This window comes from Streptomyces sp. NPDC053069 (assembly GCF_044546895.1).
In the GTDB taxonomy this organism is placed as follows: domain Bacteria; phylum Actinomycetota; class Actinomycetes; order Streptomycetales; family Streptomycetaceae; genus Streptomyces.
On the sequence record NZ_JBITZN010000007.1, the window covers coordinates 244,744 to 257,897 of the forward strand.

Annotated in this window: 12 protein-coding genes; 4 read left to right on the plus strand and 8 right to left on the minus strand. The window is 70.2% G+C overall.

Annotation, left to right across the window (positions count from 1 at the left end; translation table 11 throughout):
• Positions 1–136: 136 nt before the first annotated feature.
• Entirely contained in the window at positions 137–2,041 is a 1,905-nt protein-coding gene (gene htpG / locus ACIGXP_RS18460) for a molecular chaperone HtpG (protein WP_399769469.1), read from the minus strand.
• Between the two features lie 215 nt (positions 2,042–2,256).
• Here htpG and ACIGXP_RS18465 point away from each other — a divergent pair, with 215 nt between their 5' ends.
• Together ACIGXP_RS18465 and ACIGXP_RS18470 are read left to right on the plus strand one after the other, a co-directional pair.
• Complete coding sequence (locus ACIGXP_RS18465; RefSeq protein ID WP_363220146.1) at positions 2,257–2,607, plus strand: DUF1330 domain-containing protein; 351 nt, start codon at positions 2,257–2,259, stop codon at positions 2,605–2,607.
• Positions 2,608–2,633: 26 nt separating this feature from the next.
• The gene (locus tag ACIGXP_RS18470) at positions 2,634–2,981 is read left to right on the plus strand and encodes a VOC family protein (RefSeq protein WP_399769471.1); all 348 of its coding nucleotides are present in this window, start codon (positions 2,634–2,636) and stop codon (positions 2,979–2,981) included.
• Positions 2,982–3,265: 284 nt separating this feature from the next.
• On the opposite strand, the gene ACIGXP_RS18475 is transcribed toward ACIGXP_RS18470, so the two are convergent.
• Together ACIGXP_RS18475 and ACIGXP_RS18480 are read right to left on the minus strand one after the other, a co-directional pair.
• Positions 3,266–3,931 (minus strand): acetate uptake transporter, encoded by a 666-nt coding sequence (locus ACIGXP_RS18475; RefSeq protein WP_399769473.1) that lies wholly within the window; start codon positions 3,929–3,931, stop codon positions 3,266–3,268.
• Positions 3,932–4,166: 235 nt separating this feature from the next.
• On the minus strand, positions 4,167–5,249 hold the full coding sequence (locus ACIGXP_RS18480) for a diaminopropionate ammonia-lyase (protein WP_399769854.1): 1,083 nt from the start codon (positions 5,247–5,249) through the stop codon (positions 4,167–4,169).
• Positions 5,250–5,408: 159 nt separating this feature from the next.
• Between ACIGXP_RS18480 and ACIGXP_RS18485 the strand changes: the two genes are divergently transcribed.
• A complete protein-coding gene (locus ACIGXP_RS18485) occupies positions 5,409–6,329 on the plus strand; it encodes a LysR substrate-binding domain-containing protein (RefSeq protein ID WP_399769475.1) in 921 nt (306 codons plus the stop codon).
• 51 nt (positions 6,330–6,380) lie between these two features.
• Here the strand turns inward: ACIGXP_RS18485 and ACIGXP_RS18490 are convergent, their stop codons facing one another.
• Together ACIGXP_RS18490 and ACIGXP_RS18495 are read right to left on the minus strand one after the other, a co-directional pair.
• A complete protein-coding gene (locus ACIGXP_RS18490; RefSeq protein ID WP_363219805.1) occupies positions 6,381–7,832 on the minus strand; it encodes a cytosine permease in 1,452 nt (483 codons plus the stop codon).
• Between the two features lie 206 nt (positions 7,833–8,038).
• Positions 8,039–8,842, minus strand: a complete 804-nt coding sequence (locus tag ACIGXP_RS18495) for an AraC family transcriptional regulator (protein ID WP_399769477.1) — start codon at positions 8,840–8,842, stop codon at positions 8,039–8,041.
• Positions 8,843–8,926: 84 nt separating this feature from the next.
• On the opposite strand from ACIGXP_RS18495, the gene ACIGXP_RS18500 reads away from it, so the two are divergent.
• Complete coding sequence (locus tag ACIGXP_RS18500; protein WP_399769479.1) at positions 8,927–9,781, plus strand: TSUP family transporter; 855 nt, start codon at positions 8,927–8,929, stop codon at positions 9,779–9,781.
• 59 nt (positions 9,782–9,840) lie between these two features.
• On the opposite strand, the gene ACIGXP_RS18505 is transcribed toward ACIGXP_RS18500, so the two are convergent.
• The 3 genes from ACIGXP_RS18505 to ACIGXP_RS18515 all read right to left on the minus strand — a co-directional run bounded on the left by ACIGXP_RS18505 (position 9,841) and on the right by ACIGXP_RS18515 (position 13,147).
• Positions 9,841–10,917 (minus strand): acyl-CoA desaturase, encoded by a 1,077-nt coding sequence (locus ACIGXP_RS18505; RefSeq protein WP_363219802.1) that lies wholly within the window; start codon positions 10,915–10,917, stop codon positions 9,841–9,843.
• Between the two features lie 113 nt (positions 10,918–11,030).
• The gene (gap, locus tag ACIGXP_RS18510; RefSeq protein ID WP_399769481.1) at positions 11,031–12,044 is read right to left on the minus strand and encodes a type I glyceraldehyde-3-phosphate dehydrogenase; all 1,014 of its coding nucleotides are present in this window, start codon (positions 12,042–12,044) and stop codon (positions 11,031–11,033) included.
• Positions 12,045–12,190: 146 nt separating this feature from the next.
• Positions 12,191–13,147 (minus strand): GlxA family transcriptional regulator, encoded by a 957-nt coding sequence (locus tag ACIGXP_RS18515; RefSeq protein ID WP_399769483.1) that lies wholly within the window; start codon positions 13,145–13,147, stop codon positions 12,191–12,193.
• Positions 13,148–13,154 lie beyond the last annotated feature (7 nt).

Here is a 13,154-nt window from a genome sequence, read left to right on the forward strand (position 1 = left end):
CACTCTACCAAAAATTCCCATCCTGTTTTTTATATTCCCACCGGACCCCCGGTTTTGCCCCCGCCCCCGGGGCGGGGGGGGGGGGGGCGCCCCCCCCGGGGGGGGGGCCCGCCCCCCGACGTCTGGCCGGTCGGGCTTACAGGGCGCGTTCCAGGCGGTCCGCCATCAGCTTGACGAAGCGGGCCGGGTCCTTCGGCTGACCGCCCTCGGCGAGCACCGCCAGACCATGCAGGACTTCGGCGGTCTCGGTCAGTTCCGTGCGGTCCGCGCGCTCCTTGTACGCCCGGTTCAGGCCCTTCACCAGCTGGTGGTCCGGGTTGAGCTCCAGGATCCGCTTGGCGCGGGGTACCTCCTGGCCCATCGCGCGGTACATGTTCTCCAGCGCCGGGGTGAGGTCGTTCGCGTCGGAGACCACACAGGCCGGGGAGACGGTGAGGCGGGAGGACAGGCGCACGTCCTTGATGTCCTCGGCCAGCTGCTCCTTCATCCAGTCGAGCAGCCCGGCGTACTCCTCGCTCTGCTTCTCCCGCTCGCCGTCGCCCTTGTCCTCGCCCGTGGCGTCGAGGTCGATCTGCCCCTTGGCGACGGACCGCAGCTTCTTGCCCTCGTACTCGCCGACGGCGTCGGCCCACACCTCGTCGACGGGGTCGGTGAGCAGCAGGACCTCGATACCCCGGTCCCGGAAGGCCTCCATGTGCGGGGAGTTCTCGATGCTCTGCCGGGACTCGCCGGTGAGGTAGTAGATGTCCTCCTGCCCGTCCTTCATCCGCTCCGCATAACCCTTGAGCGTGGTCGGCTCGGTGTCGTGGTGCGTGCTCGCGAAGGACGCGAGGGCGAGGATGGCGTCGCGGTTCTCCGCGTCGGTGACCAGTCCCTCCTTCAGGACGGTGCCGAACTCCCGCCAGAGCGTGGCGTATCGCTCCTGGTCCTTGGTCATCAGCTCCTTGACCGTGGACAGAACCTTCTTCGTCAGCCGTCGTCGCATCATCTCGATGTGGCGGTCCTGCTGGAGGATTTCGCGCGACACGTTGAGCGAGAGGTCGGCGGCGTCGACGACGCCCTTGACGAAGCGGAGGTACGGCGGCAGCAGGGCCTCGCACTCGTCCATGATCAGCACACGGCGGACGTAGAGCTGCAGGCCACGCCTGAAGTCCCGGGTGAACAGGTCATGGGGCGCGTGCTCGGGGAGGAACAGCAGGGCCTGGTACTCGAAGGTGCCCTCGGCCTGGAGCCGGATCGTCTCCAGCGGGTCGCGCCAGTCATGGGCGATGTGCTTGTACAGCTCGTGGTACTCGTCGTCGGACACCTCGTCGCGCGAGCGCGCCCACAAGGCCTTCATCGAGTTCAGCGTCTCGGGCTCGGGTGTCTCGTCGCCCTGGCCCGAAGAGCTCTCCGGGACCATCCGGATCGGCCAGGTGATGAAGTCCGAGTACCGCTTGACGATCTCCCGGATCTTCCACGGGGAGGTGTAGTCGTGGAGCTGGTTCTCCGGGTCGGCGGGCTTCAGATGGAGCGTGACCGAGGTGCCCTGCGGCGCGTCGTCGACCGGCTCCAGCGTGTACGTGTCCTCGCCGCGCGAGGTCCAGCGGGTGCCCTTGCTCTCGCCGGCGCGCCGGGTCACCAGGGTGACCTCGTCGGCCACCATGAAGCCGGAGTAGAAGCCGACGCCGAACTGGCCGATGAGCCCCTCCGCCCCGGCCGCGTCCTTGGCCTCGCGCAGCTCCTGGAGGAACTTCGCGGTGCCGGAGTTGGCGATCGTGCCGATGAGCTGCCCGACCTCGTCGTACGACATCCCGATGCCGTTGTCCCGCACGGTGAGGGTGCGGGCGTCGTTGTCGATGTCGATCTCGATGTGCAGATCGGACACGTCCGCGTCCAGCGAGTCGTCCCGCAGCTTCTCCAGACGCAGCTTGTCCAGCGCGTCGGAGGCGTTGGAGACGAGCTCCCGCAGGAAGACATCCTTGTTCGAGTAGACCGAGTGGATCATCAGCTGCAGCAGCTGACGGGCCTCCACCTGAAACTCCAGTGTTTCAGTCGGCATGTTCGCGCATTCCTCACAGGTGTTATCGCCGGAAACTGCTGCCAGCCACTGTAAAACACCATGTCAGGGAGCATGAGGCGATATGGCATCGGTGGCTCGATCCAGCCACCGGGGCACCCGCGACACCGGGGGCGACGAGTGGAAACTCATCGCCCTCAGTGCGCCCGGAGGGCAGGATGGTGGACAACCGCAGCCGACCGACCGGGAAGGACCCCATGTCCGCCTACGCGATAGCCCACCTCCAGGAAGCCGCTCCGCACCCGGAGATCGCCGAGTACATCGCCCGGGTCACCGCCACCTTCGAGCCGTACGGCGGCCGCTTCCTCGTGCACGGCACTGCGCACGAGGTGAAGGAGGGCTCCTGGCCCGGGCACGTCGTCGTGATCGGCTTCCCGTCGATCGCCCAGGCACGGGCCTGGTGGGACTCCGACGCCTACCAGGCCATCGCGCCCCTGCGTTCCCGGCACATCGAGGGGGACATCATCCTCGTTCCGGGCGTGAGCGAGGACTACGACGCGACGGTCACCGCCCAGACCATGCTGACGGCCCTCGCCGACCACAGCTAGGCTCGCCTCTCACCTGGAGTACGCCGATGTCCGTTCGCCGTGTCATGCCCGTTGTCCGGTCGGAAGCCGTGCAGGAGAGCCGGGAATTCTACGGCCTCCTCGGCTTCGAGGAGGTCATGAACCAGGGCTGGATCATGACGCTCGCCTCCCCTTCCACGCCGGCGGCGCAGGTCGGCTTCATGACCCAGGACAGGACCGCCCCGGTCAACCCCGACCTGAGCATCGAAGTGGATGACGTGGACGCGGTCTACGCGGTCGTGCGGGAGACCGGCGCGGAGATCGTTCATCCCCTGCAGGACGAGGAGTGGGGTGTACGGCGCTTCTTCGTCCGTGATCCCAACGGCCGGGTGGTCAACGTGCTGAGCCATCGCTGAAGGCGGGCGGGAGCGTCCGTTCGTGTACGGGCCCTCACAGGCCGGGGCGTGGAACGCGGCGATCCTGACGCGAGCGTCGGGATCGCCGGCCATGGCGACGAGTTCGCCCATCGACTCGGTGTCGACCAGGTGGTCGAGCAAGCGGCAGCAGCCCTCCCGTACGGCCGGTTCCTCGGCACGCAGCCCGGCGCGGATGGCGTTCAAGGCGGGCTTCCACCTCACTCGCCATACTTCGCTGCCGCCGGTCCGACCGGAGCCCGGGAGCGGGCTGAGCCCGCAGGGTCTCAGGCGAGGCGCTCGTCCCGTGGTGGCGGGGCCGCGCCGGGCGCGCGGGGCCCGACGGGCAGGAGGGTGCGGCCGTGGGACTCGTTGATGACGGTCGCCGCCGATGTGTACCAGGCGACAAGTCCCGTGGCGATGCCGAACCATCCGCCCACCTGGGTCATGGCGTGCGGCTCCGCTCCCGTCTGGAAGGCGCCGATGGCCAGGAAGAGGTAGGTGGGCGCGAGCAGCGCCAGTATCAGCAGGACGGCGAGGCTGACCCGCAGTGCGGCGACGGCCATGTAGGCCGTGAAGATCGCCCATCCGAGCAGGAACAGACCGAGCGCGTTGTGTGCGTCACCGGCGAGTGCCAGGCGCGGTGCGAGCCACCAGTAGGTCAGCCAGAAGGCCCCGTACGAGACGAACGCCGTCGCGCCGAACGTGTTGCCGCGGCGGAACTCGAACAGACCGGCGGCGAACTGGGCGAGTCCGCCGCAGAAGGCGGCCAGGCCCAGGACCGGCAGGATGGCGGCGGTCTCCTTCAGCAGGTGGGTGTTGACGATCGAGAGCAGCAACGTGGTCAGGGCGAAGCCGGCCAGGCCCAGTGGGGCCGGGTCGCCCGCTACCGTCGGGCGCGGGCCGTCCGCGAGTGGCCGCTCCGGGTGGAGGCTCCTCGTGTCCTCGTTCATGTCCGGCATCCCTTCGACCAGAGCAGAGGACCAGCAGCCGACGCTCGCCGAGCCCGTGAACGTGCTGGTCGGAACCCCGAGGCGGGCTGACGACACTCGTGTGTCGCCTGCGTCTACCTTTACGGAAAGTACCCATTTGTCGTATTCGTTAGGCCTTTCCGGGGCTCGTTTGTCGGCCCGGGCCGGACGACGGCGAGCACCCGGCGCGGGTTTCCTGCGGGTCCGGTGGTGCAGCTCAGCGATCTTCCACGAGGTGGTGGGGGTTGGCGGCCGTGCCCTCGGTGCTCAGCAGCACGACCACCGAGGTGGTGTCGAGCCCCAGCGCCGTACGGCGGGCATCGGCGCCCGCTCCGGTGAGCACGAGACGAAGGCCGGCGAGTGCCGCCGCCCCGCAGGGGCCCGAGGAGACGCCGAGAGCCGCGAGACGGGCGGCAGCCCGGGCAGCGGCGGAGTCCGGGACGGCGACGGCGGCGTCCAGTCCGCCGTGCAGGTACGGCCAGGCCAGGCTCGACGGCGTGCCGCAGTTCAACCCGGCCATGGCGGTCTCGCCGGTGGCGACGCCGACGGCCTCGCCCCGGGTGAGGCTGGCGAGGACACAGGCCGCGGCCTCGGGCTCCACTGCCAGCAGCGCCGGAGCAGGCCCGAAGCCGCGGCTGCGGTAGTGGGTGATGACGGCCTGGGCCAGGGACCCCACGCCCACCGGTACGCAGACGACGGCGGGCTCTTCCGTCACCCCCTGGGCCGCCAACTGCTCGTCGATCTCCGCGCACAGGGTGGAGTACCCCTCGACGATCCACTCCGTGATCCGCTCGTGCCCCGGCAAGGCGGTGTCCTGGACCAGGACCGCGTCGGGCACGGCAGCCGCCTCGGCCGCACGCCGTACCGCCTCGTCGTACGGCGCCGGAACCTCGGTGACCTTTGCCCCTTCGTCGACGATCGCCGCCACCGCCCGCGGATGCACTCCCTGGGGGACGAAAACGTGGGCGTGCTGCCCGTGCCGGCGGGCCATGCGGGCCACCGCGCGACCGTGGTTGCCGTCGGTGGCGGCGACGAAGGTGACCGGGTCCGGCTGGATGCCGTCGGCGGCCCGCTCGGCAAGGACGCGGTGGATCGCCCACGACGCCCCGAGCGCCTTGAACGCGGGCAGCCCCAGACGGCACGACTCGTCCTTCACGAAGACCCGGCCGACCCCCAATTCGACGGCCAGCGCCGGGAGTTCCGTCAGCGTTGTCGGTACGTAGTCGGGCAGCTCGGCGTGGAAGGCCCGTGCCTCGGCGGATGCGGGCGCACAGTGCCAGCCACCGGCGTCCGGGCGCATCCACCACCGCAGGGCCGGGAAGGAGGAGAGGTTCTGGGACACACGAAGAGGATCCGTCGATCTCGTACGATCGGTCCAGCGAATGTTTCCGACCTATAGTCGTCGGAGAAGCCGATCGTTCGCGACGTCCTCGGCGGCGACGAGGAGGGTGAGCCGGCGATGTTCGACCTGCACCGGCTGCGGCTGTTGCGTGAACTCAAGCACCGCGGCACCCTGGCGTCCGTCGCCGCCGCGCTGTCCTACGCCCCCTCCTCGATCTCCCAGCAGCTCTCCCAGCTGGAATCCGAAGTCGGCGTCCCGCTGCTGGAACCTGTGGGGCGGCGGGTGCGGCTGACCGAACAGGCCGAGATCCTCGTCGCCCACACCGAAGCGGTCCTGGAGCGCCTGGAGCGCGCGGAGGCGGACATCGCCGCCTCCCTGACCGATCTGACCGGCACCCTGCACATCGCCTCGTTCCAGACCGCCGCCCTGGCCCTGATCCCGACCGCCCTCGGCCTGCTGCGCGAGCAGCACCCGCGCCTGCGCGTCCACGTCACCCACATGGAACCGGAAAGGGCGCTGCCCGCCCTGCAGGCCCGTGACTTCGACCTGGTCCTCGCCGAGGAATACCCCGGCAGCCCCAACCCGCGGCCCGCCGAACTGGAGCAGGAGGACCTGCTCGAGGACGCCCTGCACCTCGCGCTGCCCGAAACCGCCCACAGAGCCGGCCTCCGGGGCTCCTTGGCGGTGCTGCGCTCGCTCCAGAGCCATCCCTGGGTGATGGAGCCCGAAGGCACAGCCGCCCGGCACTGGGCCACGATCCTGTGCCGCAACGCCGGTTTCGAACCCGACGTACGGTTCGAGACCTCCGACCTTCTGCTGCACCTCCGCCTCGTCGAGCAGCACCATGCCGCAGCTTTCCTTCCGGCCCTCGTCTGGGACGGCCGGGCTCCGACCGTGCCCCTGCGGCGACTGCCCCGCGGGCAGCGCACTCGCCGCATCTTCACGGTCGTACGCCGCGGCCGCAGCCGGCACCCCGCGGTCCTCGCCTGCAGGGAGGCCCTGCTCCGTGCGGTCGCCCTGCGCTCCGACCTGCCCTAGCCCGTCGTCGGGCTTCCTCCCCCAGCCGGCCTGGCGCTGCGCGGCCCGTGGTCAGGGTTCGCGGTGTTCGTGGGCCGCCTGCTCCAGTGCCTCCGCCTCGGCCTGGGCAATGCGTGTCTCGGCGGCCACGTCGATCGAGCGGGTCAGCCACCAGTACAGCAACGCGGAGACGGGGAGGCCGATGAACAGGGAGATGTCGGCGCCGCCCAGCGCCTTGGCGGCGGGACCGACGTACAGGGTGCCGACGGAGAAGAAGGGGATCATGACGGCGAAGCCGACCAGGTAGGAGATGATGCCGTGCCAGCCCCACCGGCCGTAGATGCCGTGCGGGTTGAAGATCTCGGCGACGGCGTAGTGCCCGCGGCGCACGACGTAGTAGTCCATCAGGTTCACGGCGGTCCACGGGATGAACAGGTAGAGCACCAGCAGCAGGAAGTTGTTGAAGTTCGCAAGGAAGTTGGAGGTTGCGGCCAGGGCGCCGACCAGGGAGAGCGCGGCGGTCAGACCGAGGGTCAGCAGGCGTACGCCCAGGGTCGGCCGCACCCGCTTGAACGAGTCGATGCCGCTGATCAGGGTCAGCGAACCGCCGTACATGTTCAGCGCGGTGACGGACACCAGGCCCAGTGCGGCGAAGAGCAGCACGACCGCGCCGAAACCGACGAACACCTTGTCTCCGGCCGCGTTGATCGACTTGATGGTGTCGAAGTCCTTGCCCGCCCAGGCGGCCAGCAGCGCACCGAGGACCATCAGCCAGATGCCGCCGAGCGCGGAGCCGAAGTACGTCCAGTAGAAGGTCTTGCGGACGGTCACGTCCGGCGGGAGATAGCGCGAGTAGTCGGAGACATAGATGGCCCAACTGATCTGGTAGCCGGCGACCACGCCGAACTGGGCGAGGAACGGGGTCCACTTGAAGGCGCCGAGGTCGAAGGAGCCCGCCGGATACTGCAGGGTCACGAGGACGCCCACGGTGAAGACTCCGAAGATGATCAGGAAGGTGTACGTCAGGAACCGCTCGGCCTTGTGGATGATGTCGTAGCCGACCAGCGCGATGACGAGCGCGACCACGGTGACCACGACCACCCACAGCTTGACGCCGCCGTGCAGGGTGGTGTGCAGGGACTCCGCGGCGAGGATGCTGTTGAAGACGTTGAACCCCGCGTATTGCACATAGGCGAAGAGCCACACCAGGAGGGCTCCGACGTAGCCGAACTGGGGGCGCGACTGGATCATCTGCGGCAGGCCCAGCTGGGGTCCCTGCGCCGAGTGGAAGGCCATGAAGAAGGTGCCGATGACCGTACCGGCGACGATGGCCAGCAGGGACCAGATCAGGTTGCCGCCCTCGGTGATGCTGATCAGTCCCACGGCCAGGGTCGCGATCTGGGCGTTGGACATGAACCACAGCGGTCCCAGATGCCAGAGCTTGCCGTGCCGCTCGTCCAGGGGAACGTAGTCGATGGACCGGACCTCGAGGCCGGACACCCTTGGCTCAGCTGATGTGCTCATGACGCCTCCCGGCGGTCCGGTCTCCCTCTGGGACACATTGTTGTCCGCCGGGGACGGCGTGACGAGCGGTGTGTACGGAGATATCGGGAGCGGAAGGGGGCGGTGAGGTGGCGACAGCACCGCTGTAGGCGGCTCGTTCACGCTGAGCGATGGATGATTGCGCCGGGTGGGCACCGTCGCCCGCAAGTCCCACGGGCCGGGCGGCCTCAGGTCTGCTCGGTCCTGGGGGCCGTGCCGCCGCCGTTGCGGTGGCTCGTGGTGAAGCGGGACGGGGGCATGCCGAAAGCGCGGGTGAAGGCGGCGGTCAGCGCGGCGGGAGAGGCGTAGCCGAGGCGCCCGGAGACCTCGGTGACCGAGGCCGTACGCAACAGCGGCACGGCGGCCAGCAGACGCGCGCGGGTGCGCCAGACCGCCGGACTCTCGCCGGTCTCGGCTCGGAAGCGCCGGGTGAAGGCCCGTTCGCTCATGGCGGTCCGCGCGGCCCATGCCGCATTGGTGACACCGGCGTCCGGGGCGGCAAGATACTCCCGGCAGATCGACGCGAGGTCGGCGGCGGCGGGGACCGCCACGTGGAACGGCAGCGGGGTGCGCGCGGCGATCTCGTGCAGGAGGAGCGCCACGACGCAGCCTTCCCGGCCGGAGAGGCTGTAGTCGGCCTCGAATTCGACGGCAGCCAGCAGGAGTTCACGCAGCAGCGGCGGAACGTCCACGACCGTGCAGGTGGCCGGCCACCAGGGCACGGCGGCCGGCTCGATGTAGAGGCTTCGGGTGCTCACCTCCAGCATGCGGACCCGGTGCCGGGTGGCGGCCGGGATCAGCACGGCTCGCTCCGGCGGAACGGTCCAGGTGCCCTCGGGCGTGTCGACGACCATCACGCCCGTCGCGCCGTACAGGAACTGCGCGCGCCGGTGCTGGTGCCAGTCGAGCACATGGCCGGACGGGTAGTCGGTGCCGATGGGAAGGACGGCCCGGTCCACATGGTCGAGGCCGTCCAGGGAGACGTTCTTCACGCGGCCACTGTAGGGGCCGAATCTCGAAGGAATGGTGCCGGGCATCGCATGCGGGACACTCGTCGCGGCTGGTGAGGTGGCCCTGTGAACGACTTGGCGCTTCTTGGCATCGGACTCCTCACCGGGGTCACAACGGTCCTGTTCGGATTCGGCGGCGGCTTCGTCGCGGTCCCCGTCGTGGTGTGGGCGAACGCGGCACTCGGCGCGGACGCGATACGGGTGGCGACCGCCACCTCGGCGCTGGTGATGCTGGTGAACGCGGGATTCGCCACGGCCGTCACGCCCCGGCGCGTGCTGTCCGCCCTGCGCGGCAGCGGCACGCTGCTGCTCCTGCTGGCGGCCGGGGCCACGGCCGGTGCGCTCGCCACCCGCCACGCCCCGGCCGGCCAGGCCCACTGGGGCTTCGTCGCGTACGTCGCTGTCACCATCGTCGACCTGCTGCTGCGCCCCGGCTTCCTGCGACGGCGCGGACCGGCCGAGGAGAGCGGCGAGGCTCAGGCGGAGCAGACCCGCACGGGACAGGCCGGGGCGGTCCGCGCTGTGCCTCGGGCCCTGCCCGCGGTCCTCGGCGCACCGATCGGCGCGGTGGCGGCCTTCCTCGGCGTGGGCGGCAGCGTCATGACGGTCCCCGCGCTACGACGCGCCGGACACCCGATGCGGGTGGCGACCGCGCTGGCCAACCCCCTCACCCTCGCCATCGCCCTCCCCGCCACCGCGCTGTCGCTGACGGGCACGGACACCGGCTCGGTCGCCGGACACACCCCCCTGCACCTGGTCGGCCTCGTCGATCTCCGTGCCGCCGGGGCGCTGCTCGTCGGCGCCTTGCCCGTCATCGCTGTGCTGCGACGCCGGCCGCCCCGGATCCCGGACCGCACGTATGCCTGGGCGTATCTCGCGCTGCTCGGCGTCGTGGAGTTCGCGATGCTGTGCGCGGGCTGACGCGGGTCCTCACGGCGGACGGCGAGCCGTCGGCGCACATGTCGGCTCCGGAGTCGCCGTCAGGATGCCTTGCGCCGCCGCCTGATCGGTTCTCCCACTCGGTGCATGTGTGTGAGGGCCTCGCGGTAGGACCGGATCAGGCCGGTTTCGTGGTACGGCACGCCGATCGCCGCGCAGTACTCGCGCACGATGACCTGGGCCCGCCGCAGATGGGGTGTGGGCATGCTCGGGAACAGGTGATGCTCGATCTGGTAGTTGAGCCCGCCGAGCATCACATCGGTGAACCGGCCGCCGCGTACGTTGCGGGAGGTGAGGACCTGGCGGCGCAGGAAGTCGGGCCGTTCGTCACCGCTGAAGGTGGGCATGCCCTTGTGGTTCGGTGCGAAGGTGCAGCCGAGGTAGACGCCGAAGAGGCACTGGTGCACGGCGAGGAACGCCACCGCCTTGCCGGGCGGGAGCACGAGGAAGAGCGCAGACACATACGCGGCGAGGTGGAGGAAGAGCAGACCGCCTTCCAGCAGCCGGTGCTTCATGGCCGGCGAGCGCAGCGCGCGCACGCTCGCGACGTGCAGGTTGAAGCCCTCCAGGGTCAGCAGCGGGAAGAACAGCCACGCCTGGTGGCCGCCGATGAGACGGGCCGGACCACGGCTGTCGCGGGCCTGGGCGGTGGACCACACGAGGATGTCCGGGGCGACATCCGGGTCGAGTTCCTCGTGGTTGGGGTTGGCGTGGTGGCGGGTGTGCTTGTTCATCCACCAGCCGTAGCTCATACCGATCCCGAGATTGCCGAAGAGCCGGCCCCATGTCTCGCTCGGCCGGCCGCGCCGGAACACCTGCCGGTGCGCCAGATCATGTGCCACCAGGGCGATCTGACCGAACATGAACGCCAGAAAGGCCGCCACCGCCAACTGCCACCAGGTGTCGCCGAGTGCGAGAAAGGTTCCCCAGCCCGCCACCGTCAGCGCGATCACCAGAGCGAGCCGTGCCGTGTAGTAACCGGGGCGCCGCTTCAGCAGGCCCGCCTCGGTGATACGCCGGGACAGCCGGGCGAAGTCGCTGCCGGCCGTGGATCCGGACGGACGGGAACGGGCGGCCGGCAGCTCGGCCGCGACCGAGGTATGAGGGGAAATCGTCATGCCGTCGAGTCTCGGCCCGCCCCTTCGACCGTAACAGCCGGTCAGGCCCCCGACCGGATGGGGGGCTTTCCCCAGGACGCCCCGGGGGCTGCCCCCCTGTCCAGCAGCTGACCTCAGCCTTCTCGGGAGGGCTGCCCGGCGAGGAGTTCGAGCGTGTCGATCACACGGTGGGAGAAGCCCCATTCGTTGTCGTACCAGGCGACCACCTTCACATGACGGCCGTCGACGCGGGTGAGGGCGGAGTCGAAGACCGAGGAAGCCGGATTGCCCGTGATGTCGGAGGACACGAGCGGGTCCTCCGAGTACTCCAGGATGCCGGCGAGTGCTCCCTGGGCCGCGGTGCGGTAGGCCGCCAGCACGTCGTCGCGGGTGACGTCGCGTGCGACGGTCGTGTTGAGTTCGACGATCGAGCCCACCGGTACGGGCACCCGGATCGAGTCGCCCGACAGCTTGCCGTCGAGGTTCGGCAGCACCAGGCCGATCGCCTTCGCCGCGCCCGTCGTGGTCGGCACGATGTTGACGGCGGCGGCGCGGGCCCGGCGGGCATCCCGGTGCGGACCGTCCTGCAGGTTCTGCTCCTGCGTATAGGCGTGCACCGTCGTCATGAACCCGTGCTCGATCCCGGCGAGTTCGTCCAGCACGGCGGCCAGGGGCGCGAGCGCGTTGGTGGTGCAGGAGGCGTTCGAGACGATCGTGTGCAGGGCCGGGTCGTACGCGTCGGTGTTGACCCCGTACGCGAGGGTGACGTCGGCTCCGTCGGACGGCGCGCTCACCAGCACCTTGCGCGCACCGGCGTCGAGGTGTGCGCGGGCGGCCTTCGCCGAAGTGAAGCGGCCGGTCGCCTCGAGGACGATGTCCACTCCGAGTTCGGCCCACGGCAACTGCGCGGGCTCCCGCTCGGCGAGCACGGTGATGCGACGGCCGTCGACGACGAGGGTGTCCCCGTCGACGGTCACGGGACGGCCGAGCCGGCCGGCTGTGGTGTCGTAGGCGAGCAGCCGTGCCAGGGTGGCGGGTTCCGTGAGGTCGTTCACGGCAACGATCTCGAGGGTGCTGCCGCGTTCGAGCAGGGCGCGCAGCACGTTGCGTCCGATGCGGCCGAAACCGTTGATGGCGATGCGAGTCATGAGTGGTGTCCCTTGAGTTCCTGCGAGCTTCTGCCGGCTTCTGCTGGTTCCTTCGGTGCGTCACCAGCGTCGCGTGCCGCCCGCGCTCATGACCGTGTCGCAAGCGCCATGGTTCGCAAGGATCGCGCCAGCGGGCCGCCGGGCGGCTACTCGCCCCGGGTGAAGGTGCGCCGGTACTCACTCGGGGTGGTGCCGAGGATCCGCTGGAAGTGCGTCCGCAGATTCGTGCCGGTGCCGAGGCCGACGTCGGCGGCGATCTGCTCGATGCTGCGCTCCGAACGTTCGAGCAGCTCGCGGGCGAGGTCGATACGGGCGCGCATCACCCACTGCATCGGCGTGTACCCGGTGTCCTCCACGAAGCGCCGGGAGAGCGTGCGCGGGGAGACCGCGGCATGCCGGGCGAGCACCGTGAGGGTGAGCGGCTCGCCGAGGCGGTGCAGGGCCCACTCACGGGTCGCGGCGAACCGCTCACCGAGCGGCTCCGGCACACTGCGCGGCACGTACTGGGCCTGACCTCCGCTGCGGTAGGGGGCGGCGACCAGGCGCCGTGCCGCGTGGTTCGACACGGCGATCCCCAGGTCCGTGCGCAGGATGTGCAGGCACAGATCGATACCGGAGGCGGCACCGGCCGATGTCAGGACGCTGCCCTCGTCGACGAAGAGCACATTCTCGTCGACCCGGACGAGCGGGTGCTTCGCCGCGAGGGCCCGCGCGTAGTGCCAGTGCGTCGTCGCCCGCTTGCCGTCGAGCAGACCCGTGGCCGCGAGCGCGAAGGCACCTGTCGAGATGGCGGCGAGCCGCGTGCCCCGTGCGTGGGCGGCGAGCAGCGAGTCGACGACGGACCGCGGCGGATCCTCGCGGTCGGGAAACCGGTACCCGGGGATGAAGACGATGTCCGCCCAGGTCAGCGCGTCCAGGCCGTGGGCGACGTGGTACGACAGCCCGTCACCGCCCGCCACCAGCCCGGGGGCCGCCCCGCACACCCGCACCTCGTACGGCATGCTGGCCCGCGTCGTGAACACCTGCGCGGGGATCCCGACGTCGAGCGGCTTCGCGCCTTCGAGGACGAGGACGGCGACGCGTTGCAGACGGGGAGACGGCACGGGACAC

Coding starts and splice junctions, on each gene's coding strand:
- ACIGXP_RS18475 (WP_399769473.1), bottom strand. CDS start 3,931: ATGAACGAGGACACGAGGAGCCTCCACCCGGAGCGGCCACTCGCGGAC.
- ACIGXP_RS18480 (WP_399769854.1), bottom strand. CDS start 5,249: ATGCGCCCGGACGCCGGTGGCTGGCACTGTGCGCCCGCATCCGCCGAG.
- gap (WP_399769481.1), bottom strand. CDS start 12,044: ATGACTCGCATCGCCATCAACGGTTTCGGCCGCATCGGACGCAACGTG.
- htpG (WP_399769469.1), bottom strand. CDS start 2,041: ATGCCGACTGAAACACTGGAGTTTCAGGTGGAGGCCCGTCAGCTGCTG.
- ACIGXP_RS18465 (WP_363220146.1), top strand. CDS start 2,257: ATGTCCGCCTACGCGATAGCCCACCTCCAGGAAGCCGCTCCGCACCCG.
- ACIGXP_RS18470 (WP_399769471.1), top strand. CDS start 2,634: ATGTCCGTTCGCCGTGTCATGCCCGTTGTCCGGTCGGAAGCCGTGCAG.
- ACIGXP_RS18490 (WP_363219805.1), bottom strand. CDS start 7,832: ATGAGCACATCAGCTGAGCCAAGGGTGTCCGGCCTCGAGGTCCGGTCC.
- ACIGXP_RS18485 (WP_399769475.1), top strand. CDS start 5,409: ATGTTCGACCTGCACCGGCTGCGGCTGTTGCGTGAACTCAAGCACCGC.
- ACIGXP_RS18505 (WP_363219802.1), bottom strand. CDS start 10,917: ATGACGATTTCCCCTCATACCTCGGTCGCGGCCGAGCTGCCGGCCGCC.